The sequence below is a fragment of the Streptomyces sp. NBC_01304 genome (assembly GCF_035975855.1).
Taxonomy (GTDB): Bacteria; Actinomycetota; Actinomycetes; order Streptomycetales; family Streptomycetaceae; genus Streptomyces.
Genome location: NZ_CP109055.1, coordinates 897,044 through 922,983, shown reverse-complemented (window position 1 = coordinate 922,983; position 25,940 = coordinate 897,044). Strand labels below are relative to the sequence as shown.

At 70.9% G+C, this 25,940-nt stretch carries 28 protein-coding genes; 8 read left to right on the top strand and 20 right to left on the bottom strand.

The window, feature by feature from the left end; translation table 11 throughout:
- Positions 1 to 27 precede the first annotated feature (27 nt).
- Entirely contained in the window at positions 28 to 873 is an 846-nt protein-coding gene (locus OG430_RS04015) for a class I SAM-dependent methyltransferase (protein ID WP_327350992.1), read from the bottom strand.
- Positions 874 to 946: 73 nt separating this feature from the next.
- On the opposite strand from OG430_RS04015, the gene OG430_RS04010 reads away from it, so the two are divergent.
- Together OG430_RS04010 and OG430_RS04005 are read left to right on the top strand one after the other, a co-directional pair.
- Positions 947 to 1,564: a TetR/AcrR family transcriptional regulator gene (locus OG430_RS04010; protein ID WP_327350991.1), complete on the top strand. Its 618-nt coding sequence runs from the start codon at positions 947 to 949 to the stop codon at positions 1,562 to 1,564.
- 74 nt (positions 1,565 to 1,638) lie between these two features.
- The gene (locus OG430_RS04005; RefSeq protein ID WP_327350990.1) at positions 1,639 to 2,079 is read left to right on the top strand and encodes a hypothetical protein; all 441 of its coding nucleotides are present in this window, start codon (positions 1,639 to 1,641) and stop codon (positions 2,077 to 2,079) included.
- Positions 2,080 to 2,165: 86 nt separating this feature from the next.
- Here the strand turns inward: OG430_RS04005 and OG430_RS04000 are convergent, their stop codons facing one another.
- From OG430_RS04000 to fabV, 6 genes are all read right to left on the bottom strand, one after another.
- Positions 2,166 to 2,921 carry an SDR family oxidoreductase gene (locus OG430_RS04000; RefSeq protein ID WP_327350989.1) on the bottom strand — a complete coding sequence of 252 codons (756 nt, stop codon included), beginning with the start codon at positions 2,919 to 2,921 and terminating at the stop codon, positions 2,166 to 2,168.
- Positions 2,922 to 3,076: 155 nt separating this feature from the next.
- Positions 3,077 to 3,943: a helix-turn-helix transcriptional regulator gene (locus tag OG430_RS03995; RefSeq protein WP_327350988.1), complete on the bottom strand. Its 867-nt coding sequence runs from the start codon at positions 3,941 to 3,943 to the stop codon at positions 3,077 to 3,079.
- Positions 3,944 to 4,034: 91 nt separating this feature from the next.
- The gene (locus tag OG430_RS03990; protein WP_327350987.1) at positions 4,035 to 4,706 is read right to left on the bottom strand and encodes a DNA alkylation repair protein; all 672 of its coding nucleotides are present in this window, start codon (positions 4,704 to 4,706) and stop codon (positions 4,035 to 4,037) included.
- A gap of 155 nt (positions 4,707 to 4,861) precedes the next feature.
- Positions 4,862 to 5,971: a hypothetical protein gene (locus tag OG430_RS03985; RefSeq protein WP_327350986.1), complete on the bottom strand. Its 1,110-nt coding sequence runs from the start codon at positions 5,969 to 5,971 to the stop codon at positions 4,862 to 4,864.
- Between the two features lie 2 nt (positions 5,972 to 5,973).
- A complete protein-coding gene (locus tag OG430_RS03980; RefSeq protein WP_327350985.1) occupies positions 5,974 to 7,032 on the bottom strand; it encodes a hypothetical protein in 1,059 nt (352 codons plus the stop codon).
- A 109-nt stretch (positions 7,033 to 7,141) separates the two neighbouring features.
- Positions 7,142 to 8,347: an enoyl-[acyl-carrier-protein] reductase FabV gene (gene fabV, locus OG430_RS03975; protein ID WP_327350984.1), complete on the bottom strand. Its 1,206-nt coding sequence runs from the start codon at positions 8,345 to 8,347 to the stop codon at positions 7,142 to 7,144.
- A 247-nt stretch (positions 8,348 to 8,594) separates the two neighbouring features.
- On the opposite strand from fabV, the gene OG430_RS03970 reads away from it, so the two are divergent.
- Positions 8,595 to 9,512, top strand: coding sequence for a hypothetical protein (locus tag OG430_RS03970; protein WP_327350983.1), 918 nt, complete (start codon positions 8,595 to 8,597; stop codon positions 9,510 to 9,512).
- Positions 9,513 to 9,566: 54 nt separating this feature from the next.
- On the opposite strand, the gene OG430_RS03965 is transcribed toward OG430_RS03970, so the two are convergent.
- Genes OG430_RS03965 through OG430_RS03955 form a run of 3 tightly spaced genes read right to left on the bottom strand, consistent with a single transcriptional unit; the run spans position 9,567 to position 11,507 of the window.
- A complete protein-coding gene (locus tag OG430_RS03965; RefSeq protein WP_327350982.1) occupies positions 9,567 to 10,001 on the bottom strand; it encodes an arsenate reductase ArsC in 435 nt (144 codons plus the stop codon).
- A complete protein-coding gene (gene arsB / locus OG430_RS03960) occupies positions 9,994 to 11,115 on the bottom strand; it encodes an ACR3 family arsenite efflux transporter (RefSeq protein WP_327350981.1) in 1,122 nt (373 codons plus the stop codon). The genes OG430_RS03965 and arsB overlap by 8 nt, the downstream gene beginning before the upstream one ends.
- Positions 11,112 to 11,507 carry an ArsR/SmtB family transcription factor gene (locus OG430_RS03955; RefSeq protein WP_327350980.1) on the bottom strand — a complete coding sequence of 132 codons (396 nt, stop codon included), beginning with the start codon at positions 11,505 to 11,507 and terminating at the stop codon, positions 11,112 to 11,114. Before OG430_RS03955 ends, arsB begins: the two co-directional genes overlap by 4 nt.
- 106 nt (positions 11,508 to 11,613) lie before the next feature.
- Between OG430_RS03955 and arsM the strand changes: the two genes are divergently transcribed.
- The gene (arsM, locus tag OG430_RS03950; RefSeq protein ID WP_327350979.1) at positions 11,614 to 12,429 is read left to right on the top strand and encodes an arsenite methyltransferase; all 816 of its coding nucleotides are present in this window, start codon (positions 11,614 to 11,616) and stop codon (positions 12,427 to 12,429) included.
- Positions 12,430 to 12,516: 87 nt separating this feature from the next.
- Here the strand turns inward: arsM and OG430_RS03945 are convergent, their stop codons facing one another.
- Genes OG430_RS03945 through OG430_RS03935 form a run of 3 tightly spaced genes read right to left on the bottom strand, consistent with a single transcriptional unit; the run spans position 12,517 to position 14,136 of the window.
- Positions 12,517 to 13,629 (bottom strand): ABC transporter substrate-binding protein, encoded by a 1,113-nt coding sequence (locus OG430_RS03945; protein ID WP_327350978.1) that lies wholly within the window; start codon positions 13,627 to 13,629, stop codon positions 12,517 to 12,519.
- Entirely contained in the window at positions 13,626 to 13,823 is a 198-nt protein-coding gene (locus OG430_RS03940) for a hypothetical protein (RefSeq protein WP_327350977.1), read from the bottom strand. Before OG430_RS03940 ends, OG430_RS03945 begins: the two co-directional genes overlap by 4 nt.
- Positions 13,824 to 13,860: 37 nt before the next feature.
- Positions 13,861 to 14,136 carry a hypothetical protein gene (locus tag OG430_RS03935; RefSeq protein ID WP_327350976.1) on the bottom strand — a complete coding sequence of 92 codons (276 nt, stop codon included), beginning with the start codon at positions 14,134 to 14,136 and terminating at the stop codon, positions 13,861 to 13,863.
- Positions 14,137 to 14,227: 91 nt separating this feature from the next.
- Here OG430_RS03935 and OG430_RS03930 point away from each other — a divergent pair, with 91 nt between their 5' ends.
- Positions 14,228 to 14,611 (top strand): VOC family protein, encoded by a 384-nt coding sequence (locus OG430_RS03930; RefSeq protein ID WP_327350975.1) that lies wholly within the window; start codon positions 14,228 to 14,230, stop codon positions 14,609 to 14,611.
- Between the two features lie 47 nt (positions 14,612 to 14,658).
- Here the strand turns inward: OG430_RS03930 and OG430_RS03925 are convergent, their stop codons facing one another.
- Positions 14,659 to 15,531, bottom strand: a complete 873-nt coding sequence (locus OG430_RS03925; protein WP_327350974.1) for a LysR family transcriptional regulator — start codon at positions 15,529 to 15,531, stop codon at positions 14,659 to 14,661.
- A gap of 80 nt (positions 15,532 to 15,611) precedes the next feature.
- Between OG430_RS03925 and OG430_RS03920 the strand changes: the two genes are divergently transcribed.
- Complete coding sequence (locus OG430_RS03920; RefSeq protein WP_327350973.1) at positions 15,612 to 15,974, top strand: DoxX family protein; 363 nt, start codon at positions 15,612 to 15,614, stop codon at positions 15,972 to 15,974.
- A 61-nt stretch (positions 15,975 to 16,035) separates the two neighbouring features.
- Here the strand turns inward: OG430_RS03920 and OG430_RS03915 are convergent, their stop codons facing one another.
- Both OG430_RS03915 and OG430_RS03910 read right to left on the bottom strand, forming a co-directional pair.
- Positions 16,036 to 17,028 carry an alpha/beta hydrolase gene (locus OG430_RS03915; RefSeq protein WP_327350972.1) on the bottom strand — a complete coding sequence of 331 codons (993 nt, stop codon included), beginning with the start codon at positions 17,026 to 17,028 and terminating at the stop codon, positions 16,036 to 16,038.
- Positions 17,029 to 17,240: 212 nt separating this feature from the next.
- A complete protein-coding gene (locus OG430_RS03910; protein WP_327350971.1) occupies positions 17,241 to 17,444 on the bottom strand; it encodes a hypothetical protein in 204 nt (67 codons plus the stop codon).
- 278 nt (positions 17,445 to 17,722) lie between these two features.
- Between OG430_RS03910 and OG430_RS03905 the strand changes: the two genes are divergently transcribed.
- Positions 17,723 to 18,847 (top strand): serine hydrolase domain-containing protein, encoded by a 1,125-nt coding sequence (locus OG430_RS03905; protein WP_327350970.1) that lies wholly within the window; start codon positions 17,723 to 17,725, stop codon positions 18,845 to 18,847.
- On the opposite strand, the gene OG430_RS03900 is transcribed toward OG430_RS03905, so the two are convergent.
- Entirely contained in the window at positions 18,828 to 20,507 is a 1,680-nt protein-coding gene (locus OG430_RS03900) for a PucR family transcriptional regulator (RefSeq protein ID WP_327350969.1), read from the bottom strand. The two genes, OG430_RS03905 and OG430_RS03900, sit on opposite strands and share 20 nt — an antisense overlap.
- 305 nt (positions 20,508 to 20,812) lie before the next feature.
- On the opposite strand from OG430_RS03900, the gene OG430_RS03895 reads away from it, so the two are divergent.
- A complete protein-coding gene (locus OG430_RS03895; protein WP_327350968.1) occupies positions 20,813 to 21,553 on the top strand; it encodes a VOC family protein in 741 nt (246 codons plus the stop codon).
- 121 nt (positions 21,554 to 21,674) lie between these two features.
- Here OG430_RS03895 and OG430_RS03890 read toward each other — a convergent pair whose 3' ends face one another.
- Genes OG430_RS03890 through OG430_RS03880 form a run of 3 tightly spaced genes read right to left on the bottom strand, consistent with a single transcriptional unit; the run spans position 21,675 to position 25,938 of the window.
- Positions 21,675 to 22,886 (bottom strand): type III PLP-dependent enzyme, encoded by a 1,212-nt coding sequence (locus OG430_RS03890; RefSeq protein WP_327350967.1) that lies wholly within the window; start codon positions 22,884 to 22,886, stop codon positions 21,675 to 21,677.
- Positions 22,883 to 24,661: an IucA/IucC family protein gene (locus tag OG430_RS03885; RefSeq protein ID WP_327350966.1), complete on the bottom strand. Its 1,779-nt coding sequence runs from the start codon at positions 24,659 to 24,661 to the stop codon at positions 22,883 to 22,885. Before OG430_RS03885 ends, OG430_RS03890 begins: the two co-directional genes overlap by 4 nt.
- Positions 24,661 to 25,938 (bottom strand): MFS transporter, encoded by a 1,278-nt coding sequence (locus OG430_RS03880; RefSeq protein ID WP_327350965.1) that lies wholly within the window; start codon positions 25,936 to 25,938, stop codon positions 24,661 to 24,663. Before OG430_RS03880 ends, OG430_RS03885 begins: the two co-directional genes overlap by 1 nt.
- Positions 25,939 to 25,940 lie beyond the last annotated feature (2 nt).

The following is a 25,940-nucleotide window of genomic DNA, read 5'->3' as shown; positions in this document are numbered from 1 at the left end:
TTGAGCCGGGCCGCGGACTCAGGAGCGTCAGGCGCCCATGGCGCGTACGGCGTTCACGGCCAGGGTGGTGTAGTTCATCGTGAAGCGCCCGCCCAGGGAATCGATCGCGTCCCCGACCGCGTCCAGAATCCCGGCCAGTTGATCGGGGCGGAGCTGGGTGAGGCCGCCGGTGGTGGGGAGCAGGTCCAGCCATTGTTCGCGCGTGTAGGACTGTTCCCAGTCGAAGCGCCACTGTTCGGGATCGTGGAACTGTCCGGTCTCCCGGATCTTGTCTGCGATCTTCACGTACGCCGCCTGGTAGAGGGCGAGCGGACGTCGGGCCGGTTGACCGCTGAGCGGGGAGTCGGGCACCGCCCGTCGGTAGGCGGCGGCGAACGGCTCGGCCACCTCGGCGGGCGGCTCGTACGCGTGCCCGAAGATCGTCAGTTGTCCCCCTGGACGCAGCACGCGCGCCGCCTTCGCGGCGCCGGCGACCGGATCCACCCAGTGCCACGACTGCGCGGCGACGACCGCGTCGAATGTCCGCCCGGCCGGCTGCCAGTCCTCGAAGGACGTCACCTCGACCTGCAGTCCACGGGCCCGTGCGAAGTCGGCCATCCGCGCATCGGGCTCCACGCCGAGGACGGTGCAGCCGGTGGACTGGAACTGGCGGGCCGCGATGCCGGTACCGCAGCCGACGTCGAGCACGTGACGCACGTCGAGCACATCGGGCCCGGGGCTCCCGGGGACGATCCGCGACACCAGCGCGTCGGGATAGCCGGGGCGGGCCTGGTCGTAGCGTTGCGCGTCCACGCCGAATGACTCGGCCATCCGCCGGGCCTCGTGCGCCTGTGCGGGGGAGGGTTCCGGTTGCTCTCGCGGTAGGGTGGGCATGCGCCCACTCTAGTGGGCGCATGCCCACCCGGGTAACGGATTCCTGCGCGTTGACGGACGAGAGGACCTGAGAGTGCCGACTGGGGTGCACCTTCGCGACGCGCGGCAGCAGTTGTTCGATGCTGCCGAGCGAGTGCTGCTGAGGGACGGTCCGAACGGCCTGACCAGCCGGGCGGTCACCGACGAGGCGGGCTGCGCGAAGGGTGTCCTGCACCGGCACTTCGCCGACTTCGACGCCTTCCTCGCCGACCTCGTGCTCGACCGGGCCGGGCAGCTCGAGGCGCAGGCGGGCGTGTTGCGCGAGTCCGCCGGTACCGGCGCGGTGGCCGACAACCTGACCGGGGCGCTGACGACTCTGTTCGGGCCGATTCCGCTGGCGATCATCCCGCTCATCACCTTCCGGGACGAACTGCGCGCACGGCTGCGGCAGGCCAGACCGGGAGGCGGCATCGCGATCCTGGCCGAGGCGACGACCGCGATCTCCGCCTATCTGAACGACGAGCGCGCACTGGGCCGCATCGCGGCCGACGCCGACATCGACTCACTCGCCCTGTCCCTGGTGGGTGGTGGGCATCTCCTGTTCGCCGATCGTGACCCCGGTCCGCCCGCCACGGCCGTCGTCAACAAGTTCGTGACCGCGGCCGTCGCGGACGCCGTGGAGCGGCGGCCGGCACAGGGCTCTGCCGGGTAACTCCCGCTGAGGGGCGAGCAGTTGGCGTGGCATGCCCTTGACACCTTCTCCTTGGCAAGGCTGCACTTCTGTACATGCTGAGACACAAGACGGTGGTCTTCTTGCTTCCGCTGGCACTCCTGGCCGCGTGCTCGGAGGAGAAAGCCCCGACGAAGAACGCAGCCTGCGCGGAAGGCGACGCTCGCGCCGACCTCAAGGGAATGGGTTCGGGCGGCGGCGGGGACGGCGACCCCAAAATGAGCGTCGAGTTCCAGATCAAGAACAGCACGGCTGCGACGTGCGACTACGAGTTCAAGTTCGTCTACACGGACCTCGACGGCAAGAAGCAGACCCTGACCGCCGACAGGGGCTCCAAAGGCCGCGCTTCCTGGAGCGAGGTGGCTCCAGGAGAGATGCGAGCCCACGACATCCAGGACGTCCCGGCCAAGGCCCCCGGGGAGGACTGGGAGGATTCGTCAGGAGGCGTCTCCTCCGAGCACCTGGTGGCCTTCGAGCGCAAACCCCACACGGACTGACGACTCACGTCGGCTCGGTGCGCGTTCCACCACGACGGTCCGCCGCCCGCACGGGCGGCGGACCGTCGCCATGTGCCCCTCAGGCGTCAGCGGTTGGGCACCGAGCCGACGAGGCCGCCGTCGATCACCAGGTCCTGGCCGGTGATGTAGGAGGCGTCGTCGGATGCGAGGAACGCCACGGCCGCGGCGACCTCGTCGGCGTGACCGACGGTGCCGAGCGGCACCTGCGCGGCATTGCGTGCGTCGGCCTCAGGGTCGGTGTTGGCGCCGCGGTACATCTCGGTGTCGATGTAGCCGGGGCTGACGGAGTTGACGCGGATGCCGCGCGGAGCCAGATCGGAGCCGAGGGTGCGGGCAAGGTTGTGGACGGCAGCCTTGGTCGCCGAGTAGACGGAGGCGACCGGCAGGCCGCGGTGGAGCGTCCAGGACGCGTTGAGGACGATCGCGCTGCCCTCCTTCAGCAGCGGCAGGGCCTTTTGGACGGTGAAGAACACGCCCTTGAAATTGACGTCGGTGGAGTGGTCGAAGTCGGCCTCGGTGAGCTCGGCGCTCGGCTTGAAGACACCCGTGCCGGCATTGGCGAACACGGCGTCCAGCGTGCCGCGCCAGGTCTCGATGCGGCGCATCAGGACGTCCAGGTCGGCCAGGTTCGCGGCGTCCGCGCGCACGGTAAGCAGGCGCTGCCCCGCGTCGAGCCCGGCGGCAGCCTTCGCCAGCCGGCTCTCGTCGCGTCCGGTGATGACGACGTAGGCGCCCTCGTCGAGCAGGCGGCGGGCGGTGGCCAGACCCATGCCGGAGGTGCCGCCGGTGATCAGGACCGTTCGGTTCGTGAATCGCTTCATGCGGATGATCCTCCGCCGATGGGCGGAGGATCAGCAGTGCGGGACGAACATGGGTCTGCCACCACCACCTTCGCGGGCGGAGCCTGACCGAACTCCCCGACAGTGGTGCGTTTTCGGGCAGCCCTCGGTCATTCGGAGCCCGCGCGGTGCACGGCTCAGCCGAGCTGCGGGACCGTGGCCCCCAGCAGGGCGGTCAGCCGCTGTTCCGTCCGCGTGCCCGTCGCGGGGGTGTGCAGCATCAGGCGGTGGCCGGGCAGGTGGGGGAGCGTCAAGGTGGTGTAGTCGAAGATGAGCTCGCCGGCCTCGGGGTGGGCGACGGCCTTGCTGCCGGACGAGGCGTCGCAGATGCGGTGTTCGGCCCAGATCTCGGCGAACACCGGGCTGGTGGCGCACATGTCCGCCGCGAGCCGGTCGAACTCGGAGTCCTGCGGGTAGCGTGCGGCGTCCGCCCGGAACTGGCCGACGATCACCTGCGCCGCGTCCCGCCAGCGCACCAGCGACGACCGGTAGCGGGCGCCGGTGAAGAAGGTCACCAGGCAGTTGTGGTCGTGCTCCTGGTAGCCGAAGACCAGCGCGGCCGCGCGGTTGACGGTCACCAGGTTCCAGTGCCGGTCGATCAGGTACGCGGGGCGGGGCATCCAGGAGTCGATCACCTGGCGCAGGTCGTCCGGGACCCGGCGACCGGACACCGGAGGTGCCTGGGGCGGGTTCAACCCGGCCAGCAGGTAGAGGTGTTCACGTTCGGCGCCGTCCATCCGCAGCACCCGGGCGATCGCATCCAGTACGTCACCGGAGACGTTGATCTCCCGCCCTTGCTCCAGCCAGGTGTACCAGGACACCCCTACCCCGGCGAGCACCGCGACCTCCTCACGGCGCAGCCCGGGAGTGCGACGCCCCCGTACGTCACCGACCGCCATGCCGGCATCGGCCGGGGTCACCCGAGCCCGCCGCGACCGCAGGAACTCCCGCATCTCTACGCTGCGTCGGGCCCGCGCTTCGGGGGGCAGCTTGGCGATTTCCATGGGGCCAGGGTAGATCCCGCGCCGAACCGCATGATCGTGCACGCCTGTTTCGACCGCTGACGGCATGCCTCACCGCCGGCAGCGAACCTCCCTAGGCGTCGTGCTGCCGACGCACCATCTCGGTGATCCACACGGGCGCGAACGGAGACGTGCAGCCCGGGGGAGTCGGGTAGTCCTTGAGCACCTGAAGGCGCTCACCGATGTCGATCGCCCAGGCGCGGTGCTCGGCGTGCTCGATCCCGATCTGGGCCAAGCAGTGGTTCATGGCCCACTGCAGGCGATCCGGGGCGTCCTTCATCTCCGCCTCGATGACGTCGAGCAGTCCCGTGAGGTCGAGGACCTCCGGCTTCTTCGCGACGCGTTCCGTGGTCAGCGCCCAGCCGGCACTCGCGACCACTGGATCCGGATCGGCCGACCACGCCAGGCGGAGCTCCTCTGAGTGCGGGCTCTTCTTCACCACGTAGTTCACGAGCCAGTCGTGCACCTTGGGGGTGCGGGCCTCGCGCAGCATGACGTCCAACTCGTCACGCCCGAACGCCTTCGGCCGGCAGATCAGGAGCGCCAGCAGTCTCGCCGCGGTGTCATCCGTCTCCCACAGCCGGGATGCGAGTTCTTGCTGCGTCTTCAGCCGCTTCGCGATCGCGCGCAGCTTGCCGAGGTTCACGCCGTGATCGTCGCCGTGCTTCTCGTTCACCTTGCGCGTCTTGGGGTCCTCGAGCGCGGCCAGCTCGGCCATCACCTCGGCCACCGTCGTCTCGGCCATCTCAGCCCTTCCGTTCCTCACGTACGAGATGCAGCCTACGACGGGAGCCGGGCCCCTGCCGCGCACCGTGGCGTTATCCAGTACGTGCTGCGTGGCTGTGGTTCCACGCGCGAAACGGGGCTCCGCCCACTTCGGACGGAGCCCCCTTCGTCAGCTCAGCCGAACCGCAGGATGCGCGGGGCGAAGGTGCCCCCGGGGCCGGCCGCGCGGCCGACCGACCACACCGTCTCCGTGCCCGGCACCGGTGTCAGCCGGGCCAACGAGGATTCGCCCTCCCCGGCCACCGCCGGTTCGCTGTACTCGGTGAACGACTCTCCGGACCAGGAGAGGAAATCCGGCCCGGGGACGAACGGAGGATTGCTGCCCGGCGGCCCCCACTTGAGCGAGTTGGCCAGCGAGACCCAGGCGAGTTTGCCGGATGTGGCAGGCGCCAGTGAGACGACCGAGCCGAAGTCGGCGGGCATGGCCACCCGGCTCCACGACTGACCGTCGAAGCGGACCAGCAGGGGCGGAATCGGCCGGCCCACCGGGCCGCCGACGAACCCGGCAGTGCCACCCGCCCACACCTCGGTCGGCGAGACCGCCAGTACGCTGCCCACGGCCGACCGCGGGAACCCGTCAACGATCGTCTGCTGCCATGCCGTCCCGTTCCAGTGCGACACGGCCGCCCCCGAGCCGCTGTCGCCCGCGGCCCAGACGTCGTCGGGCGCCAGGATGTGCAGGCCGTAGACGGCGCCCGGCGGCACCGGCAGGTCCTTCCAGCCGCGCCCGTCCCAGCGCAGCAGTACCTGTGCGCCGTCCCGCGAACCGATGAGCCAGGACTCACCGCCGCCCGCGACGACCTTGGTCAGATACACGCCGCGCGGTGCCCGGCTCTCGGACCAGGCCTTGCCGTCGAAGCGGAGCAGGCGGGAGCCGCCCGCCGAGTCACGGCCGACCGCCCACACCGCGGTCGGCGAGGTCGCGGCGACGGACAGCAGCTCGCCCTGCCAGCCGATCCCGGGCAGACTCTGCCGCTGCCACGCGGCTCCGTCCCAGCGCAGTACCACCGGGAAGCCCGGCGCCGAGCGGCCGACGGCGTCGGCACCCACCGCCCACGCCCGGTCCGGCCCGAACGCCACGGCCTCGTTCAGCCCGGCCTGGGGGCGTAACTGTGCCGGGACCGGGACGTGTTGCCAGGACCGGGTGTCCGCCGCGGCCGTGGAAGTGAGGGTAATCAGAGTCATGGCGACAGCGAGGGCCGCAATAAGAAGTCGGCGCACCATGGTCAGCCTCCCAGCCGCTCGCTCATCAGGTTTGGTTTCGAGCCGTAGATCTCGGCGGTCCCGAACGACATCAGCGAGGACCCGACGGTCGCCAGTTCCTGCGCTTTGACCTCGATCGCATTCGTACGCTCCGGGCCGTAGGAGAAGGTGACACGGCGGCCGTCCACCCGTGCGTACTTCGACTGGAACGCTCGGTCGCTGATGACCGGCACCCATAGGGCGCCGTCCGGGCCGCGCGCCATGCGTTCCAAGTAGATTTCGCCGAGCGGCGGGTAAGTGGTGCGCCAGGTACGCCCGTTGAAGGTCATCACGAAGGCGCGGGACTCCTCGCCGACCCGCTGCCAGCCGCCGATCGTGATCCGGTTGTCCGGCTCGAGCAGGAGCTTGTGCACATTGCTGTCCGGCGGCAGCGGGACCTGCGCGTCCCGCCATGCCGTGCCGTCCCAGTGCAGGATGATGTCCCCGCCGTCGCTGAGGTCCGCCCGGGCCCAAGCGTCGGTGGCGGTGCGCGCGGTGACGCCCGCGATGAAGAGCACACCGTCCGGGTTGGGCTGTGTGGTCCAGCCGGAGCCGTCGTAGTGCAGCACTTTCATCCCGGTGTCGTCCTCACCGACCACCCACGCGGCACCCTGCGCGGCGGTGAAGTCCTGGTAGTACCACAGGGTTTGCGGCAGCGGGACGGTACTCCACCCTTGTGCGGAGCGGCGCAGGATCTCCCCGGCTCCATCGCGGCTGCGGAAGAACCACACCTCGTCGCCGACGAACTCCACATCGCGGAGCCACCCCGGCACATCGGGCCCGGGGAAGGTGGTGTCCCGGCTCCACGCCGTGCCGTCCCACCGGTACAGAAACGGCAGCCGCGTTCCGTCGCCGGCCAGCGCGGACCCGGTCGCCCAGGCCTCGCGCGGCCCGCGGGCGGCGATCTGGGACGCCCAGGGGTCCGCGCCTGCCGCCGGCATCGGCAGCGCCGACCACCTCGGCGTCACGGCCGCTGCCGGCGATGCCACCGCGGCAGACCCGACCACAGCGGCCAATCCGCCCACAAAGCTTCGTCTTCGCATCAAAGTGCTCCCTTCCGAGGGGAGATAGGAGATACGAGGGAGCAACACCCTGAACCGGGCTGTCGAAGACGTCAATGCACGGGCGTGCGGACTTTCGAGTCGGACCTCGTCAACGGCCTTCGGGCCAGGGAACGTCGGTCTCGACGGCGGTGGTGTAGTCGACGCCGGGGACCGAGAAGCCGTAGAGACGGCGGACCTCGTCGCGGAACCAGTCGAGGTCGGCGAGTTCGCCGATGGTGTCGCTGGCGGCGTTGGACCAGCGTTCGGCGACGGCGCTCTGCACGGTGGGGTCGAGTTCCCAGGTGTCGAGGCGCACCCGGCCCTCGTCGTCGAGGTCGAGGGGGCGGGTGCCGGTCAACCGGTCCCACAGATCGACCAGTTGGCCGATGGGGGCGACCATGGCGTCGCCGAGGACGCCGCGCAGCAGTCCGACGTACAGGGCGATGCCGGGGATGGCGGTCGAGGACTGGGTGACGGCGGCGGCGTTGACCGAGGTCACGGCCCGGCCGCCCAGGGTCTTGCCGAGTCGCTCGTCCAACGTCCTTGCGGTGGCTTCGAGATGGGCCTTCGCGGCGCCGATGGTGCCCTGCCGGTAGATCGCCGCGGTGAGCGGTGAGCCGATGTAGGACAGGGCGGCGGTGCTGAAGCCGTCGGCGAGCAGGGACCGTTCGGCCAGGAACGTGACCCACCGTTCCCAGTCGGTGCCGCCCATGACAGCCACGGTCTGCTCGATGTCGTCGCCCTCGGCCGGCGCGGTGGTGACCTCCTTCACCTCCGGGGCGCCGTACTCGTCGAAGAGGAGGGTCTTGGTCGTGTACGGAGAGCCGACCGGCTTGAGGACCGAGGCATATACGTCGCCGGTGTCGGGGTCGGTGCGGCGGGGTGCGGCCACCGAGTAGATCAGGAAGTCGAGTCGTCCGCCGAACCGCTCGGCGAGGAGGTCGGCGACCTGCTCCTTCACCGTGTCGCTGAACGCGTCGCCGTTGAGGAAGACCATGTCCCGGCCGTGCTGGCGGGCGAGCCGGGCGGTGGCGGCGGTGCGATACCAGCCGGCCGTGCCGGTGCGGCGGGCGGGCGCCTTCTCGAAGCACACGCCGATGCCACGGATACCGACACGGGCCAGGCCCGCGATCGTCGCGGCCAGGCCGTACCCGGCGGACGAGCCGATGACCAGTGCGACCGGCCCCTCGCCGCCGGCGTCGACGGGGGCGGGGACGGCCTGCCACATCTCGTCGACCAGCTGTCGGCAGCCGCCCGGGTGGGAGTCGAGGAAGAGGAAGCCCCGGCTCTTGGGCGCGATGACGCGTTCGCTCATGGTGTGGTGTCCCAGCTGTCGTCACGGACGAGGAGGCGGCGGCGCGTTGACCACCGCGTTCTGCCAGTCTGCGGCCGTGCGCAGGAACACGGTGATCTTGACCGCCACAACGATGCCCGGCCGGGCTTGGAGGGTTCCCACGAGCTGCTGGATGTGTGTCGTACGGGGTCACGGGGTGAGCAGAGGTCGGTGCGGGATGCGAAGTCACGCCTGGCACACTGCCGACAGCGGCAACAGGGGGGAACGTATGAGTGAGCGGGAAGTCGACGCGCGGGTCGAGGAGTTGACCCGCGGGTTGCGGCGGATGGCCGCGGGGTTGTTGGAGGCGGCGTCCGATCATCCGGATGACGTACGCGCACGGGAGTTGTCGGCGGCGGCCCGGATCTTGGCGAGCGAGGTGCTGGGGCGCCTGGACGGGGACGCGGTCAGCGACTCGCCGGCGCGCCGGAGCGAGCCCGAGGTACAGGATGCCGCGCCTGCGGCGCCGAGCGCGGTTGCCGAGACGGGGTCGGCGCTCGAAGAACTGGTGGAGCTGTATCTGCCGGACTACGAGCGGCGTCGGGACGACAACTTGGTGATGACCGATCCGGACCTACCGTACGAGCGGTGGCGGCATCTGCACCGGGTCGAGTTCGGGCGCGGCATGGCCTACGAGGACGCACCGGTCTGGAATGACACCGTGCCCAGCCGGGGGAAGGCGGTGGTGCGCGGCATGACCTCCAAGAGGGAGGTACTGCGTCGGCTGCACCACAGCTATGTGACCCGGCGGGACCTGGACAGCCCGGAGGGTGAGCTGGCGGTTCGGGTGATGCAGGGCTGCAAGGCGATCGAACGCTCCCGTGCGATCGGCGACGGCGACTTCGTCGATGGGTCGGATCTGGGGCGGAAGCTGGAGGTGCTCCAGTGGCGGGCCCTGGTGGTCGCCGCCGGTAGAGGCGAGCATGCCCGAGCTCAACTCCAGACCCAGCTCCGCCAGTTGGAGGTGTTGGCTGTCGCCGTACTGGAACTGGACACGGCGTTCCGGCGACGCAACAGCGACCCGTCGCCGGGTGCCCGGATCGCCCGGGCCGCGCAGGGAGTGAAGGTGCTTGTGCGGCACTGGCCGCCGAAGGCCGAGGAGGCGGTTGCGGAGGCGGCCGCGGAATCAGGCAGCACCGCGCCCTGACTGTCGCGGTGGCTGTGGCGGAACCGGCACCGGTCAGCAGACAGGGGACAGCGGTCAGCGGTCGGGAAGCAGCTCGGCGAGCAGAGCGGTGATGCGGCGCTCGATCTCGTCGCGGATCGGGCGGACGGAATCGAGACCCTGCCCGGCCGGGTCGTCCAGCTTCCAGTCGAGATACCGCTTGCCGGGGAAGACGGGACAGGCGTCCCCGCAGCCCATGGTGATCACGACGTCGGACGCCTGTACGGCCTGCGTGGTCAGCATCTTCGGGCTTTCGGCGGAGATGTCGATGCCGACCTCGTTCATCGCCTCGACCACGGCCGGGTTCACCGAGCGGGCCGGGGCCGAGCCGGCCGAGCGGACCTCGATGCGGCCCCGGCCCAGGTGGGCGAGGAAGGCGGCGGCCATCTGCGAACGTCCGGCATTGTGGACGCACACGAACAGCACGGACGGCTTCGACGGGACAGACGGCTTCGACGAGATGTCAGACACGGGTGAGACCTTCCTCGACGGCGGCCGACTCGGCCTGCGGGCTGGGGGAGTTGGGGAAGAAGCGCCGCGCGGCCAGGGCGACGCGGACGAGGCCGATCAGGACGGGAACCTCGATGAGCGGACCGACGACGCCGGCCAGCGCCTGCCCGGAGGAGGCGCCGAACGTGGCGATCGCGACGGCGATGGCGAGCTCGAAGTTGTTGCCCGCGGCGGTGAACGCCAAGGTCGTGGCCCGCGGGTAGCTCAGGCCGACCGCCCTGCCCAGCGCCATGGACCCGGCCCACATGACGGCGAAGTACACCAGGAGCGGCAGCGCGATCCGCACCACGTCCCAGGGCTGCGAGGTGATCGCATCGCCTTGCAGGGCGAACAGCACGACGATCGTGAACAGCAGCCCGTACAGGGCGAACGGGCCGATCCTGGGGATCAGTTTCGCTTCGTACCAGGCGCGTCCCTTTGCCTTCTCGCCGAGCTTGCGGGTCAGGAACCCGGCGGCCAGCGGGATGCCGAGGAAGATCAGTACGCTGCGGGCGATTTCCCAGACCGACACGTTCAGGCCGGTGGTCTCCAGGCCGAGCCAGCCCGGCAGGACGGACAGGTAGAACCAGCCGAGCAGGCTGAAAGCGATCACTTGGAACACGGAGTTGAGGGCGACCAGCACGGCGGCGGCCTCGCGGTCGCCGCACGCCAGGTCGTTCCAGATGATGACCATGGCGATGCAGCGGGCGAGCCCGACGATGATGAGTCCGGTCCGGTACTGCGGCAGATCGGGCAGGAAGACCCAGGCGAGCGCGAACATCAGCGCCGGGCCCAGAATCCAGTTCAGGACCAGGGACGGGACGAGCAGGCGGCGGTCGCGGGTGACGGAGTCGAGACGGTCGTAGCGGACCTTGGCCAGTACCGGATACATCATCACCAGCAGGCCGAGTGCGATCGGAAGCGAGACCCCGGTGACGGTGACCTCGGCCAGCGCATCCCCGAGGCCCGGCACCAGGCGGCCCAGGCCGAGGCCCGCGCCCATCGCGAGGAGGATCCACGCGGCGAGGAAGCGGTCCAGGAACGACAGCCGGGCCGCGACCGGCCCCGCCGCTGCGGTGGTGGGCGGCTCGCTCACGAAGCGGCCCCGGCCGGCAGGTCGGAGGCGGGGGAAGCCGGGCGGGTGAGGACGGCGGCGAGCTTGTCGGTCGTCTCGGGCAGCAGCCGGTAGTACACCCACGTCCCGCGCCTCTCGGAGGCGATCAGTCCGGCCTGCTTCAGGAGCTTCAGGTGATGGGAGATCGTCGGCTGGGACAGGTCGAAGGCAGGAGTGAGGTCGCAGACGCAGATCTCGCCGCCGGCCCGCGAGGCGATCATCGACAGCAGGCGCAGCCGCACCGGATCACCGAGGGCCTTGAACACCTTCGCCAGTTCGACGGCCCGGTCGTCGGCCATGGGGGCGGTCAGCAGGGTCGGGCAGCATCCTTCGGCGCCGTCCTGACCGAGCACCACCAGCTCTTGTTTCGACATACTTCTATGTTGACGTTTTTCGATCCAAGGCGCAAGCTTGCATCGAGAAACGTCAATGCAGCTTGATCCGGGCCCCGCCAGGCCCTGCCATCGAGGAGTGAAGGTCATGAGCGAGCAGTCCACCGACCTGCGCGAGACCGTCCGCCGACGCTATGCCGCGGCCGCCGTCCAGGTCACCGAGGGCGGCACCGCCTGTTGCGGCCCGGCCGCGATCGAGGTCGACGAGAACTTCGGCGGCACCCTCTACGCCGCCGACGAGCGCGACCAACTGCCCGCCGAGGCCGTCGCCGCCTCGCTGGGGTGCGGCAACCCCACCGCGGTCGCCGACCTCCACGCGGGCGAGCGCGTCCTTGACCTCGGATCCGGCGGCGGCATCGACGTGCTGCTCTCCGCCCGACGCGTCGGCCCCACCGGCAAGGCGTACGGCCTGGACATGACCGAGGAGATGCTCGCCCTCGCCCTCGCCAATCAGCAGAAGGCCGGCGCCACCAACGTCGAGTTCCTCAAGGGCACCATCGAAGCCATCCCGCTGCCCGCTCACACCATCGACGTGGTGATCTCCAACTGCGTCATCAACCTGTCCACGGACAAGCCCGCCGTCTTCGCCGAGATGTTCCGCGTCCTGACCCCGGGCGGCCGGACAGGCCTCTCCGACGTCGTCGCCGACGACACCCTCACCCCCGAACAGCGCGCCGAACGCGGCGACTACGTCGGCTGCATCGCCGGTGCCCTCTCCTTCGCCGAATACCGGCGCGGCCTCGAAGCCGCCGGCTTCACCGCCATCGAGATCACTCCCACCCACGCGGTCGCCGACGGCATGCACTCCGCCATCGTCCGCGCCACCAAGCCCACCGCCGAGCCCGCCGCTGGGCCCGCTGCCGGTGAGAGTGCGGCCGAGGCTGCCGGCTCCTGCTGCGGCTGACCACGACACCGCCTCAAGGGGAAGGCAGGGAAAGGCAGGGAAAAGCAGGGAAGGCAGGGGAAGTCGTTCGGCGCCCTCCGGGCTCGCTCAGCCGGAGTGGAGCACCCGGAAGCGCTCGGGTTCCGCCGGATCCCGATCGACGACTTGGATCGGCGTCGAAGCCCATTGCCACACGCTGATCCCCGGCGTACGGGAGAACTGGATCTTCCCGCGCGTGCCTTCGACGTCAACGCGCGGCCAGGACGCGGCAGTACGCGCCCGGTCCGTGCCGTTGGAGCGCAGCACGTCGGCGAGGACGGCGACGGTGTCGTAGCCCTCGAAGGCGACGAAGGAGGGCGCCTCGCCCAACTGCTCACGCAGGGTCGTCTCGACTCGTACGCCGAGTGGGGTGAGGCGCTCGGGCAGATAGCGCAAGAACGGGATCGCGGCGCCGTCGGCACCCAGCAGCTTCGCCCACTCGGCGAACTCCGGCTGTCCGGCCGGAGCGCCGATCAAGATCTCGGCCAGGCGCTGGTCGCGGCGGACCGACTTGACGGTGGGGACGGCCGGTTCGGGGTGGCCGACCAGAAGGAGGAGGGCCGTCGCGCGCTGGTCGACGAGTGCGTCGCACACCGCGTCGGGGGACAGCGCACTCATGTCGAGCTCGACGACACTGCCGCCGCGTGAAGCGAGATGGTCCCGCAGGATGCGGGTCCCCGTCGCCCAGTAGACGCTCGGCTGGGTGGCCACGGCGATCCGGCTGTGCCCCGCGCCGAGCAGGAAGTCCGCGTACACCTGCCAGCCGCGGGACTGGGGCGGGGACAGGCGCGCCACCCACTCCGTCGGCTGTTCGGTGAGCGCGTCGAGCACCGCTGACGAGCAGAGATACGGCAGGCCGAGCGCATCGGCCCTGGCGGCAGCGGCGCGAGCGACGACGCTGTGATACTCGCCCGCCAAGGCGGCCACGCCCAGGCCGGCCAATTCCTCCACGGCCGCCGCGGCCCGCTGCGGGTCAGCCGCGGTGTCCCGGACCAGCAGTTCGAGCGGCCTTCCGGCGATCCCACCGGCGTCGTTGATCTCGCGCACTGCCAGCTCGAGTCCGGCGAGCAAGTGCCGGCCGGCCCCGACCCAACCGGGCCGAGTCAGCGGAACGAGAACGCCGACCTGGACTGAGGACCCGTCAGCCTGCTCTGTTTCAGGGCGCGTTGATGGCGCACTCATACGTTGATGTCTCCCGGGTGATGATTCGATGGGCATGGCGGGCTCGACTTGTCGAAGGGGGGTGGGTCGTACCCGCCGCAGAGCCGGATCGCCTGCGCGGTCACCTCGTCGGTGAGCAGGGCGGCCGGCTGGACGGCCATGTCGATGCCGGAGGAGACCCTGTCCGAGGTGATGACCCGGTCGTGCCGGACCACTCGCCCGGGGGTGCAGACGGCGCCGTACGACTCCAGTTCACCGGCCGCGTCCCAGTGGGCGGTGGCGGTCAGGCCGTCCAGCGGGGTCTTGAAGCTGCCCCCGCCCGGCCGGGATCGGCAGGACGTGGCAGCGTACGACCTCGGCGTACCCGGTGGGGACGTGCACCGGCAGGGATCCCAAGGCGTCCTGCACGAGGACCGGTTCGGCCGCGACGAACCGCACGGTGGCTCCGGGCCCGTACACGAGAATCTCGTACGGTCCGATCGCGTCGAGCGGCTCGAAGTGGTCGCAGAGCGGGATCACCATGTCCATGATCCGCAGCATAGCCACCGCCATGGGGAGGGCCGGCAGGGCTCTGGCTAGGGTGTGCCTCTCCAGTGCCAGTGATCGTCCCGGAGGTGCCATGTCCCTGCAGTTGAAGTTGAGCGCGATAACTCTCGACTGTCCGGACCCGATGGCCCTGGCGGCGTTCTACCAGCAGGCCACCGGCCTCGAACTCCACCCGAAGTCGAATGACGAGTTCGCCGGGCTGCACTCCGGGGACGGGCTCGGGGACGGGCTCCTCCTCGGCTTCCAGCGGGTCGACGACTACCGTGCTCCGAGCTGGCCCGACCAGATCGTTCCGCAGCAGCTGCACATCTGTTTCAAGGTCGCGGACGACCTGGACGAGGTTGCGGCGCGGCTGAGGGATCTGGGTGCGGGCAAGCCGGATCACCAACCGCACGAGGCCAAGGCGCGCATCCTGACCGACCCGGCCGGCCATCCCTTCTGCCTGGTCAGGGGCTGATCAGCGCCGGGGTGAGCGGCGCAGGGGGAGACGGTCAGGAGCGTGCCTCACGCTCGGTCTGACGAGCTTCCCGCACCGTAGGCGGCGGTTGCGATCCGGACGAACGAGCGGATCAAGGGATTCGGATCGTCCGCACGCCACGCCACCACCACTTGGCTCGGCGGCATGTCGACCAGAGGCACCACGGTGAGTTCCGCGCCCGGGTCGTGGTCCACGAGCGTCATGCCGACCGTGCCGTTCCAGAGCACGGCCTGGCGGCATTCCTGGACGGCCCGCACCACGGGGCCCTCGCGTGGCTCGCCGCCGTTCCAGTACGACTGCCAGCCGGGGTCGGTGCCCTGCGGGAACAGGAACCAGCGGCGGTCGGCCAGATCGGCCAGCTTCAGGTGGCCGCGGCCGGCAAGCGGATCGTCGGCGCGCAGCAAGGCGCCCACCGGGTCGGCGCGCAGCGCGCGTACGGTCAGGCCGGTCTGGTCGAACGGCCCGCGGGTCAGGGCGACATCGACCAGTCCGGCGTGCAGCCCGCAGGTGGGATCCGTCAGGTCGGTCTCGCGGATGCGGACCTCGACGCGCGGGTGCCGCCGACGGTAGGCGGCGGCCAGCCGGGTCGCGCCCGGGTCGGCGCTGTCGCCCAGGATGCCCACGGTGAGGGTGGCGGCGCCTGCCGCCACGGCCACGCGCTCGTGTGCCAGATCGGCCCGGTCGAGCAGGGCGTGTGCCTCGGTGAGCAGCACCGCCCCCACGTCGGTGAGCGTGACACCGGCCGGCGACCGGTCGAACAGCGCAGCGCCCACCTCGGACTCCAGCTGTCTGATCGCCCGGCTCAGCGGTGGCTGGCTCATGTGCAGCCGGGCAGCGGCCCGCCCGAAGTGGAGTTCCTCGGCGACCGCCACGAAATAGCGCAGCGTTCGTAGCTCCATGCTGCGACGATACCCGTTCGGTATCGGCTTCGCGGGATGGGTCTTGGACAGTCGCGGTACCCCGGCCGTGGAATTGCCTCATGAACATCGCCTACTGGATCGCCGCCGGCCTGCTCGCCCTCTTCTACCTGTACGGAGGCGGGGTAAAGGTGGTCCGCAGCCGTGACCGGCTCCGCCCGATGATGGCCTGGGTCGACACCACGCCGATGCCCGCCGTCCGGGCCATCGGCACCGTCGAAGTGCTCGGCGCGATCGGCCTGATCCTCCCGCCCCTGACCGGCATCGCACCTTGGCTCGCCCTGGCCGCGGCCAGCGGCTTCGTGGTGCTGCAGATCGGCGCCACCAGGGTTCACCTTCGCCGCGGTGACCGCGACATCGCGCTCAACATCACGTTGCTGCTCGTTGCGGCGGTGACGGTGTGGTTGGCGACTACTTGGGTGTGAGGGGTGCCGGCCTGGCGGCCATGGACGGCGGGCTGACAGGCAGCACCCCGTACGGAAACCCCTAAGCCTTACGGAGCCGGCCGATGATGCCGTCGAGGTCGCGGAGGAACACCGGCACACGGAACACGTGGCTGCCGGGTTCCTCGTGCCACTCGTGGTCGATGCCCGCGTTGCCCAGCAGGCCGCGGAACTCCCGGTGTCCGGCGAGCACTTCGTCCTCGGAGATCTGGGCGAACCAGTCGACCGCACCACCGCCGGTGCCGGCGACCAGGAAGACACGTTTGTTCCGGTAGCTCTCGATGCGCTGCACCGGGTTGTCGGCGCTGACCCTGGCCTCGTCCCACAGTGGTGCGCCGTAGACCGTGCCTCCGGCCAGGTCGGCGGCTCCGGAGGACACATTGGCCCAGTGCACGACCGCGCCGAAGTCGCGGCGCAGGCTCGCCGGGCCGGAGTGGGAGCTCACCGAGGCGAAGTGGCCGTAGTACTTGGCCGCGTACTTCAGGGCGCCGAAGCCGCCCATGGAGAATCCGGCGACGGCGCGGCCGTCGTACTCGGCGTACGTACGGAAGTTGGCGTCGATCCACGGCAACAGCTGGGAGATGTGGAACGTCTCCCAGTTACGGGGGCCGGTGTTGGAGCTGACGGGGTTGGAGTACCAGCCCGCGTGGCCGCCGTCGGGCATCACGACGATGATCGGCTTGCCGGCCGTCCACTCCCGGATGCCGAGGCGGTCGAAGTAGATGAAGTCGGCGTCGAGGCCGCCCCCGTGGAAGAGGTAGAGGACGGGGTAGGTGCGTCCGCTGGTGTGGTAGTCGGTGGGGAGCAGGACGTTCACGCCGGGGTTCCAGCCGATCGCGTCGGTCGCGAACCGGTAGTAGCGCAGGCGGGGGTCGCTCTCGTTGCGGTCCACGACGTGCAGCCCGAAGCCGTCGCCGACCGCGGCGGCAGCGGCCGGTGCGGCGGCGAGGGTGCCGGCGCCGCCCAGAGCCAGTGCCGCGGAGACTTTGCCGGCGGCTCGTAAGACGCCTCTGCGAGTGGGGGATTGCTCGCTCACTGGGACCTCCGGGTCGTGAGGGTGCGTCAGTGGCTGACGAGCCTATCGACCTGCCTGCGGCCTGGCTTGGAAGAATCTGACCTGTTCCAGGGCATGACCTGCACCCCGAATTCCTGGGGGAGTTCGGGGTGCAAGTGCATTGCCGGGCTATTGCCGGGTTATTGGAGACGGTGTCCTTTGGCGATGCGGTGATCGGGCGAACGGCGGCGGTGTCAGCTCAGGCCCTTGGTCCGCTCCCCGATGCGGTCACCCTGCGGGGTGCCTGCCCGCTTCCCTGCTGCCTTGCTGTGTGCACCGCCCTTGACCTTGTCCCTCACCGGGCCCTGGTAGCCGTGGCCGTGCTGGGGCGGGTGGTCGGTCATGTCGGCGGCGGCTTTCGCGAGGCCGTTCTTGCTGTTCTTCGGCTGTGAGCTCATCCGATGCCACTCCCTGTTCATCGAGGGCTACGAAATGTGAACTGGCTTGGAGAAAGCCGGGTATTAAGAGCTTAGGTGAGCACCACCCTGCCTGCATCCGCTGCCCGGGCCACCCCGGGGACAGCCCTTGGCCGGACGTACAAAACATCCTGGGGATCTCTGGCCGGGCGCTGCATGCGCACGACAGGGCCAGGTCGGACGCTGTGTGCATGCACATTCCAGCAAGTCCGCGAAAGGCAACCCCGACAGGCCCGACAGCCCCGGCCGCCCCGGCAGCCATGCGCAGGACGAGCGCCGTGGTGGCTCTGGCGTTCGCTGCTTCGCTCATGACCACCGGCCCTGCTGCCGCCTCCGCCGTGACACCACGGTGCGACCCCGGGCCCGTCGAAGAAGCGCTGGAGGAACTGCGCGGCGTCGGTGCCTCGGGGATCAGCGTCACGGTGACGAGCCCACGCTGCGGCGTGCACAGCACCGGGGTCGGCCTCGCCGACATCAGGACGGGACGCAAGGCCGTCGGCAAGGAACACAGCCGCATCGCCAGCAACACCAAGACCTGGACGGCCACGGTCGTGCTCCAGCTCGTCGGCGAAGGCAGGATCAAGCTCGACGACACCGTCGATCGCCACCTGCCGGGCCTGATCCGCACCAAGCACTACGACGGACGCAAGATCACGATCCGGCAGCTGCTGCAGCACACCAGCGGCCTGCCCGACTACCTGGCGGCACCGTTCTGGGAGGACGAGGACGCGCACCGCTGGGATCACATCGAGCCCCTGCAGACGGTCAAGCAGGCCTTGACGCTGCCCCCGGCCGACGGCAGCGCTCCGGGCGGCTTCTCCTACTCCAACACCAACTACAACCTGGCCGGCCTGATCGTCACCAAGGTCACCGGCCGCAGCATCGGCACCGAGATCAACCAGCGGATCATCAAGCGCCTCGGGCTGCGCCACACCTACTGGCCCGGCGACCGGACCACGCTGCCGGCGCCGGACCTGCGCGGCTACGTGAAGCGGTCCGGGAAACTCCTCGACTGGACGGAATGGAACGTCTCCGGGGCCGACGCATCGGGTGCGCTCGTCTCCAACGGCGCCGACATCAACACCTTCTGGACCGCGCTGATGTCCGGGAAACTACTGGCTCCGGCCCAACTGGCCGAGATGAAACGGACCGTTGCGGACCCGGAGGAGCGCGGCGAGCGCTACGGACTGGGAGTCGAGCGCCAGGAGCGCACCCCGGGATTCGTCACCTGGGGACACAGCGGCTTCATGGAGACCGGCCACAAGCTCAGGAACGCCGTCACCAATGACGGCCGACGGGCAGTGACCCTCCTGATCGGCTCGGAACAGTTCAACGAGGCGAAGGTGGACTCCGTCGTCGCCCAACTCATCCGGGATCTCCGCTGACCTTCAGCTGACGACGCGTGGGCGGGCCGGGCTGCGGGCCGGACCGGGGACGTACTTGCCCTGCTCCTCGCAGCCCGAGCCCAGCACCCGCCCTCAACTGCAGCCAGAGCACCAGCCGTTCGTCGGGGTCCGCCAGGTCGATCCCGAGCTGCCTGCCGGCCTGCTTGAGGCGGTAACGGCAGGTGTTGGGGTGCACGGAGAGCGTCTTGGCCGCGCTCGCCACGTCACAGCCGGCGTCGAACCAGGACACCAGCGTGCGGGCGTAGTCGGTGCCGTACGCGGTGTCGGCGGCCAGCACCCGCTGCCAGGCGCCCACCCTCAACTCCCGCCGCTCCCGCAGCACATCGGCAAGGCGCAGCAGCGTAACCCTGGGTCGTACGTCGTCGATCGAGGCCACCGGCAACGCGTCGTCAAGCAGCCGCAGCACCAGATCCGCGTCCGCGCGGGAGGCCGGCACCTCGCCGAGGTCCGCCACCGTCTCGCCGAGCGCCGCCCGTACCGGCACCCGCAGCGACCGCCCCACCCGGCCCACGATGTCCTCCGCAAGCTGTCGATGTCGCCGGTCGGCGGTCAGTCGCTGCTGGGGCTCGCGCGCCTCGGCGTGCTCCCCGGGCGCAGGCAGCAGCGCGTAGACCACCCCGTCCAGGGACACGCATGCGTGCCGCCCGTAGCGCGCCTCGCACTGCAGGCGTACGACGTCCTGCAGCCTGAGCAAGGTCCGCTCGGCGTCGGGCACGCTCGCCCCGGAGCCGAGTGCGAAGGCGGCCACGCGGACCGCGTCCCAGCCCAGGCGGTGCGCCGCTGTAGAGGCCTCCGCGGAATCGGACGCGGAACCGGAACCGGTCAGCAGCCTGCGTACGAGATCGGTGTTCCGGTCGAGGGTCAGCCCCTGGGTCACGCGGGCACGCAGCAGCAGGAGCGCTGCCGTGGCCGCGCCCTGGGCCAGGCTCTGCGCGGCGTCCGCGGCGAGCGTGCCGCCGTCGACCACCCAGATCGCGCCGAGCGGCTCGCCGCCGGCCCGCACCGCGACGGCGAGCCGCGGCAGCTCGCGCTCGGTGAGCGCGGGCAGCCGGACCGGTCCGGCGGAGCCGAACACCAAGCGGACCTGTTCCGCGTTCTCCACGCTGACCGGGACCTGAAGGCCGAGGATGCCCTGGCGGCGGTCCTCGTCGACGGGCTGACCGGGGACGGTGGAGTAGGCGAGGATCCGCTGGTGCGGGTCCTCCACGGCCGTCGCACCGCCGGTCGCCGCAGCTATCGCGTCGGCCAGCGCGAACAGGTCGCCCAGCCCGCCGCTGTGGGCGGACCGGGCCCCGATCGCCGTGGCCAGCGTCAGGTGCACGTGGTGCCAGGACGCCTCCTCGTCGACCGCGAGCAGCGCCACGCCGTGCCTCTCGGCCTCGTCGACGGGCCCGTCCGTGCCCCGCACCACGACTCCGGTCATCCCGGCCTCGGCCGCGGCCCGCACCAGCGGCCCGGCCGTGGCGGCGCGTACGCCGACGGCGAGCAGCAGGGCCCCGGGGGTACGGGGCAGCGGGGTGTGGGCGTCGTACAGCAGCGCCTCGGTGACCGGGGCGGCAGTGCCGGCGGGTGCCGTGCACAGCCGCAGGGCCGGGCCGCCCACGACGTCCAGCAGGGCGCCGAGCGTACTTGCCTCCACGCGTGCTCCTCACCGACAGCTGTCGCCGTCTCGTGTACGAGACGGTGCAATTGGCAGGCCGGTTCAGTGGCGGGGCGGACGTGGCGGAGTTCACGCCTCGGGGCGGCGGCTTCAGTTGACCGTGAAGGGGGCTGCCCGGTAATAGCCCAAGTTGGTATTTATAGGTTGTCTCGACATGAGTTGAATGCGATGGCCCCGAGCGGTGGGTGCCGGTCACGCATGAACACGAAGATCGGTACAGCCGCCATCGCCATCGCCGCCGCACTCGCCTTCGGCGCACTCCCGCCGCGCCTAAGATCGCCGCCATGACCCTGCGCCTTGTTCAGATTGCGATGAACGCTCGGGACGACTCCGCGCTCGGCCGGTTCTGGGCCGAGGCGCTCGGCTGGAGCACCTCCGTGGAGGAGCCCGGTGTCGTGACCAACCTCGAACCCGAGGGGTTCGACTATCCCGACCCCAGCGCCGTCTGCATCGACGTCATCACCGTCCCGGAACCCAAGACGGTGAAGAACCGAGTGCACATCGATCTCGCCACCACGTCCGAGGCCCACCACGCGGAGCTGGTCGCGCGCCTGAAGGAGCTCGGCGCGACGCCCGTCGACGTGGGGCAGGGCGATGTCCCGTGGACGGTCCTGGCCGACCCGGAAGGCAACGAGTTCTGTGTGGCGGAGCCTCGGGAGACCTACCGCGAGACCGGGCCGATCGCCGCGATCGTGGCCGACTGCGGCGATGCCCGGGCCATGGCCCGGTTCTGGGACGAGGCGCTGGACTGGACGCTGCACGAGGTCTCCGACGACCTTGCGATGCTGCGTTCCGCCAAGGGCGTCGGCCCGTATCTCAAGCTCGTCCGCACGCCCGACGCCAAGACCGTCAAGAACCGCGTGCATCTCGACCTGCGGCCGTATGCCGGTGACGATCAGGCGGCGGACGTGGCCCGACTGCGGACCCTCGGCGCCACCGACGTGGACCTCGGCCAGGGCGACGTGCCGTGGGCGTGCCTTGCCGACCCGGAGGGCAACGAGTTCGACGTCCTGACTCCGCGCTGACGCGGAGCCTGCCGCCCGACCCGGCGATCCTTGAATCCACCCCGGACGCGGACCGTTCAGCACCGTGACCGCACGAGGACCGTACGAGGACCGCCGGGGCGCGTCGCCCCGAAGTGCCCGCTCAGGCGTCCCGGAGGAAGTGAAAGGTGGGCCGCGGGTGCATCAGGAAGTCGTGGTGCGAGATGTTCCACGCGTACGCCCCCGCCAGGGCGAAGGCCACCCGGTCGCCCGCCCGCAGTCCGGGCGCCGGGACTCGGCGGGACAGGACGTCCTTGGGCGTGCACAGCTGTCCGGCGAAGGTCACCCGGTCCTGCCGGGCCACCGAACGGGGCCAGGGGTGCGGCCACGGCTGGTCGTTCGGCAGCACCGTGCAGGGCTGGTCGTGGCCCTTGGTGGCGGGGGTGCGCAGATGGTGGGTGCCGCCGCGGACCACCGCGAACTCCTCGCCGTGGCTCTCCTTCACGTCAAGCACCTCGGTCGCGTACCAGCCGCAGTACGCGGTGAGGGCCCGCCCCGGTTCGATGCGCAGGGTCAAGTCCTGGTGCGTGGCGAGGAGTCGGGCGAGTCCTTGTCCGTATGCCGTCCAGTCGAAGCGGTCCTCGGGGCGGGCGTAGTCCACGCTCATGCCGCCGCCGACGTTGATCTCCGCGAACCGGACGGCGTGCCGTTCGGCGAGGGCGAGCGACCACGCCACGATCGACTCGGACATCGTGAGCAGCTCGGGGGCGTCCAAGCCGCTTGCCAAGTGGGCGTGCACGCCGAGGAGTTCGAGCTGCGGGTAGGTGCCGTCGGTGAGGAGGCGTACGACGGAATCCGCCTGGGACGGGTCCAGGCCGAACGGCGTCGGGCGCCCGCCCATCGCGAGGGAACTGCCCTCGAGCGAGGCGTCGGACAGCGGCAGATTGAAGCGGAGCAGGACCCCGGGGCGTGCCTCGGGGGCCAGGCGTGCGGTCAGCTCGGCCAGCATGTGGAGCTCGTACTCGCTCTCCACGTGGAAGCGCCCGACCCCCAGCTCCAGCGCGGCCGCGATCTCCGCCGGGGTCTTGCCGGGTCCGCCGAAGGCCAGCGCACGGCCCGGCGCCGCCTTGGCGACGTGGGCGAGTTCGCCGCCCGAGGACACCTCGTAGCCGTCCACGTGCGGGCCGAGCGCTGCCAGGATCTCCGGTTCCGGGTTGGCCTTGGCGGCGTAGTACACCTCGACGCGCTCGGGCAGGGCCCGGCGGACGGCGGCCGCATGCGTGCGCAGGGCGTCCAAGTCGTAGAGGTAGGCGGGCAGTTCGTCGAAGGCGAGGGCCTGGGTGCGTTCGCGTACCCGCTCGCTGGGGGCGGTCATCGGGCGCTCCAGGGGGTGTCGGTGCTGCTCGCGCCGGACAGGACATCCTCGGCGAGCGGGGAGGGGAGATGGACATAGCCGGCCGCCCGGTCGGCCTTGCGCTCCCAGCGGGTCAGCAGGTTGGCCTTGGCGGGCAGGGGTACGCCGGCCAGGAGTGCGGCGAGGCGGGGCGGGCAGGCGTCGTGGCCGTCGGCGTAGCCCTGGATGACGGCGCGGACCTCGGCCCACAGGGCGGCCTCGGTCTCGGGGTGCTGGTCGGCGAGGGCCGCCAGCATCTCGGCGACGTGGTTGACGAGCAGGCAGTACACGACGCGGTCCCAGCCGCGCTGGGCGTCGTACGTCATGGGCCGGGCCACCTCGGGCGGCAGGGCGGCGAGCGTGTCGGCGTGGTGCTCGGGCAGCAGCTTGGTGCCCTCCAGGTCGCGGAAGAGGACCTGCGCGGGCATGCCGTCGCCGTCGACACAGACGACGACGTTCTGCAGATGCGGTTCGAGGACCAGGCCGTGCTCGAAGTACGCGGCCAGTACCGGTGGGACGAGGAGCTTCAGGTACGCCCGCCACCAGGCGAGGGCCCGCTCGGGGCCCGCGCCCTCCAGGAGTCGGGCGAGGTGGCCCGGCCCGGTGGGGTACTCGTCGGCGACCGCGCCCGCGAGCAGCGGCGTGGTGCCCGGCAGCAGCTGTCGCGACAGGCCCTCGCGGACGATCACACCGAAGCCTTCGAGCAGGGCCACATCAGGGCGCCCGTCCGGGCCGGGCAGGGCGAGGCTGCGGTAGGCGGGCTCACGCAGCATCGCGCTGCCGGGGAAGCGGGCGGCGAGATCGGTCAGGGCGCCGTCGAGGAGACGGGTCAGGGCGACGGCGCCGGTCAGCTCGTAACTGGCGTTCTTGCGCAGGCAGTTGGTGATGCGCACGTTCAGGCTGAACTTCAGGAACGTATCGCCGTCGTACAAGGTGCGCACGGACGCCGTGGCGGCGAACGGCGCCTTGGTCGTGCCCAGGTCGAGCACATCGCCTCGGGCGAGTGCGGCCTGGAAGCCCGGGTGGTCCTGGAGCAGGGACAGCTGCCAGGGGTGGGCCGGCAGCAGCTTGTAGCCGTCCGGCACGTCGGGGTGCAGTCGGTCGAGCGCGGCGGTGGCGCCCGGCTCCGCCGTCTCCTCGGCGATCAGGTGCTCGCGTACGGCGAACAGCCGCAGCGGGAAGGCGGCGCCCGCCTCGGGAGCGTACTTGCCCCAGTCGGCGGACTCGCCGCTGCGGGCCTTGGGGGTCGGGTGGAAGCGGTGGCCGAACAGCAGTGACTGCTCGGAGGCGAGATACGTCGCCAGCCGGCCGCCGTCCGCGGCCGTCCCTGCCGAAGTGGCCCGTCCGGCGGCCGACTTGGCGGTCAGCGCGGAACGTACGCCCTGATGGCTGGAGGCGAGCTGCTCCAGGAACTCCTCGTTGCGCACCCCGGTCCGCCGCTCCAACTCGGCCTGGGTGTACTGGGCGAGCAGCTGCCAGTCCGCCTCGGCCCACTCGCCGTCGCGCTGCACGTACACGGGGCCGGTGAAGCGGTGCGCGCCGAGCAGTGAGGTGCGGCGCAGGGCGGCGCGCAGCAGGACGCCGGCCCGGGGCAGGCGAAGCAGCAGATGGCCGTCGACGACGGCGGTCTGGTGCTCGGGCCCGGACACCTCGCGCAGCAGACAGTTGAGCAGGGTGTGCGCCACGGCCTCATCGGCGGTGGGGAGTTCGGTGGGGGCGGTGGGACGAGCGGGGACGGTGCCCGTGGGCAGCGACATCAACGGCTCCATCGGATGCGGGGCGATCGGGGGATCGGGCCGTGAAACAGGGAACGGAGGGCGACGACGGCGGCCGTGCCCAGGGCGACGGCGGTGCCGATCAGCACGGGGGCGGTGGGGCCGAGCAGGCTGTTGCCGGCCGCGGCGGCCAGGCCGGCGGCGACGGCACCGCCCTTGGAGACGAACTCCAGCGAGCCGAACATGCCACCGGGTGGTCGGCCCTTGGCGCAGTCGGCGGCCAGCACGGACAGGCAGACCAGGCCCAGGGTCAGGCCCGCGCCGAGCAGCACGCGCACGACGGTGAACGCGGCGAGCGAGTCGGCGACGCCGTGACCGGCCAGGCCCAGCGCGATGAAGCCGAAGCCGAGGCCGATGCCCAGTCTCGGGCGGTCCGTGAAACGGGCGTGCACCTTCATCGCGAACAGCAGGTAGAAGAGGTGGGGCAGCGCGAACAGCACACCGGACACGGCCGGCGAGGTGCCCGGTATTCGCTCCTCGATCAGCGAGATCAGATACGGGAAGGAGATGACGGTCGAGAACACGAAGGCGAACTCGAAGGTGTAGAGCGCCGTCAGCGGCGTCCTGGCCACGCCCGCCGACGGGAGGCAGCCTGCCGACTCGGATCCCTCGCCGGCCGGCTCGGATCCGCTGTCCTTGGCGGTACGTTCCGTGCCGGGCTCCGGCAGCGCGTACAGCATCACCGCCGCGGCCAGCGGCAGCACGGCGAGCAGGGCGTACTGGCGGTGCGGGGACATCCACGGCGACAGCGAGCCGACCACGATCGGCGCGAAGACCAGGGCGGCTCGCGCGCTGCCCTGCATCAAGGTGAGCGCCTTGGACAGGCCCGGGCCGTCGAGCGCGGCGGCCAGATAGCCGTTGGACGCGGCGAACGTGCCGCCCAGGATCCCCTGCAGGACCAGCGCCGCGGTGAACGTGGCCAGCGAATCGGCCCACCCGGCGAGCAGGAACGAGACGGCCAGGCCCAGTTGGGCCCGCAGCAGCAGCCGCTTGCGGCCGAACCGGTCGGCCAGGCGCCCCCACAGCGGAGCGCCGAGCGCCCCGAACACGGTCGGCACGACATAGAGCAGCCCCGCCCAGCGCGCGGCCTCGTCGCCCAACTCCGGCAGGATCGCGGTGAGATAGGGCGGCAGCCCCAGCGCGGCGAACGACGCCACGAAGTAGCAGGCGGCCACGGCATGCACCTGGCGGCGACCGAAGGCAGGCTTCTCGTCGGCGCCGGGCGCGGTGGACCGGACGGGGGGCATGGTCGTCGTCATGG

Coding starts and splice junctions, on each gene's coding strand:
- OG430_RS04015 (WP_327350992.1), bottom strand. CDS start 873: ATGCCCACCCTACCGCGAGAGCAACCGGAACCCTCCCCCGCACAGGCG.
- OG430_RS04005 (WP_327350990.1), top strand. CDS start 1,639: ATGCTGAGACACAAGACGGTGGTCTTCTTGCTTCCGCTGGCACTCCTG.
- OG430_RS04000 (WP_327350989.1), bottom strand. CDS start 2,921: ATGAAGCGATTCACGAACCGAACGGTCCTGATCACCGGCGGCACCTCC.
- OG430_RS03995 (WP_327350988.1), bottom strand. CDS start 3,943: ATGGAAATCGCCAAGCTGCCCCCCGAAGCGCGGGCCCGACGCAGCGTA.
- OG430_RS03990 (WP_327350987.1), bottom strand. CDS start 4,706: ATGGCCGAGACGACGGTGGCCGAGGTGATGGCCGAGCTGGCCGCGCTC.
- OG430_RS03985 (WP_327350986.1), bottom strand. CDS start 5,971: ATGGTGCGCCGACTTCTTATTGCGGCCCTCGCTGTCGCCATGACTCTG.
- OG430_RS03980 (WP_327350985.1), bottom strand. CDS start 7,032: ATGCGAAGACGAAGCTTTGTGGGCGGATTGGCCGCTGTGGTCGGGTCT.
- fabV (WP_327350984.1), bottom strand. CDS start 8,347: ATGAGCGAACGCGTCATCGCGCCCAAGAGCCGGGGCTTCCTCTTCCTC.
- OG430_RS03970 (WP_327350983.1), top strand. CDS start 8,595: ATGAGTGAGCGGGAAGTCGACGCGCGGGTCGAGGAGTTGACCCGCGGG.
- OG430_RS03955 (WP_327350980.1), bottom strand. CDS start 11,507: ATGTCGAAACAAGAGCTGGTGGTGCTCGGTCAGGACGGCGCCGAAGGA.
- arsM (WP_327350979.1), top strand. CDS start 11,614: ATGAGCGAGCAGTCCACCGACCTGCGCGAGACCGTCCGCCGACGCTAT.
- OG430_RS03945 (WP_327350978.1), bottom strand. CDS start 13,629: ATGAGTGCGCCATCAACGCGCCCTGAAACAGAGCAGGCTGACGGGTCC.
- OG430_RS03935 (WP_327350976.1), bottom strand. CDS start 14,136: ATGGACATGGTGATCCCGCTCTGCGACCACTTCGAGCCGCTCGACGCG.
- OG430_RS03930 (WP_327350975.1), top strand. CDS start 14,228: ATGTCCCTGCAGTTGAAGTTGAGCGCGATAACTCTCGACTGTCCGGAC.
- OG430_RS03925 (WP_327350974.1), bottom strand. CDS start 15,531: ATGGAGCTACGAACGCTGCGCTATTTCGTGGCGGTCGCCGAGGAACTC.
- OG430_RS03920 (WP_327350973.1), top strand. CDS start 15,612: ATGAACATCGCCTACTGGATCGCCGCCGGCCTGCTCGCCCTCTTCTAC.
- OG430_RS03910 (WP_327350971.1), bottom strand. CDS start 17,444: ATGAGCTCACAGCCGAAGAACAGCAAGAACGGCCTCGCGAAAGCCGCC.
- OG430_RS03905 (WP_327350970.1), top strand. CDS start 17,723: ATGCGCAGGACGAGCGCCGTGGTGGCTCTGGCGTTCGCTGCTTCGCTC.
- OG430_RS03895 (WP_327350968.1), top strand. CDS start 20,813: ATGACCCTGCGCCTTGTTCAGATTGCGATGAACGCTCGGGACGACTCC.
- OG430_RS03890 (WP_327350967.1), bottom strand. CDS start 22,886: ATGACCGCCCCCAGCGAGCGGGTACGCGAACGCACCCAGGCCCTCGCC.
- OG430_RS03885 (WP_327350966.1), bottom strand. CDS start 24,661: ATGTCGCTGCCCACGGGCACCGTCCCCGCTCGTCCCACCGCCCCCACC.
- OG430_RS03880 (WP_327350965.1), bottom strand. CDS start 25,938: ATGACGACGACCATGCCCCCCGTCCGGTCCACCGCGCCCGGCGCCGAC.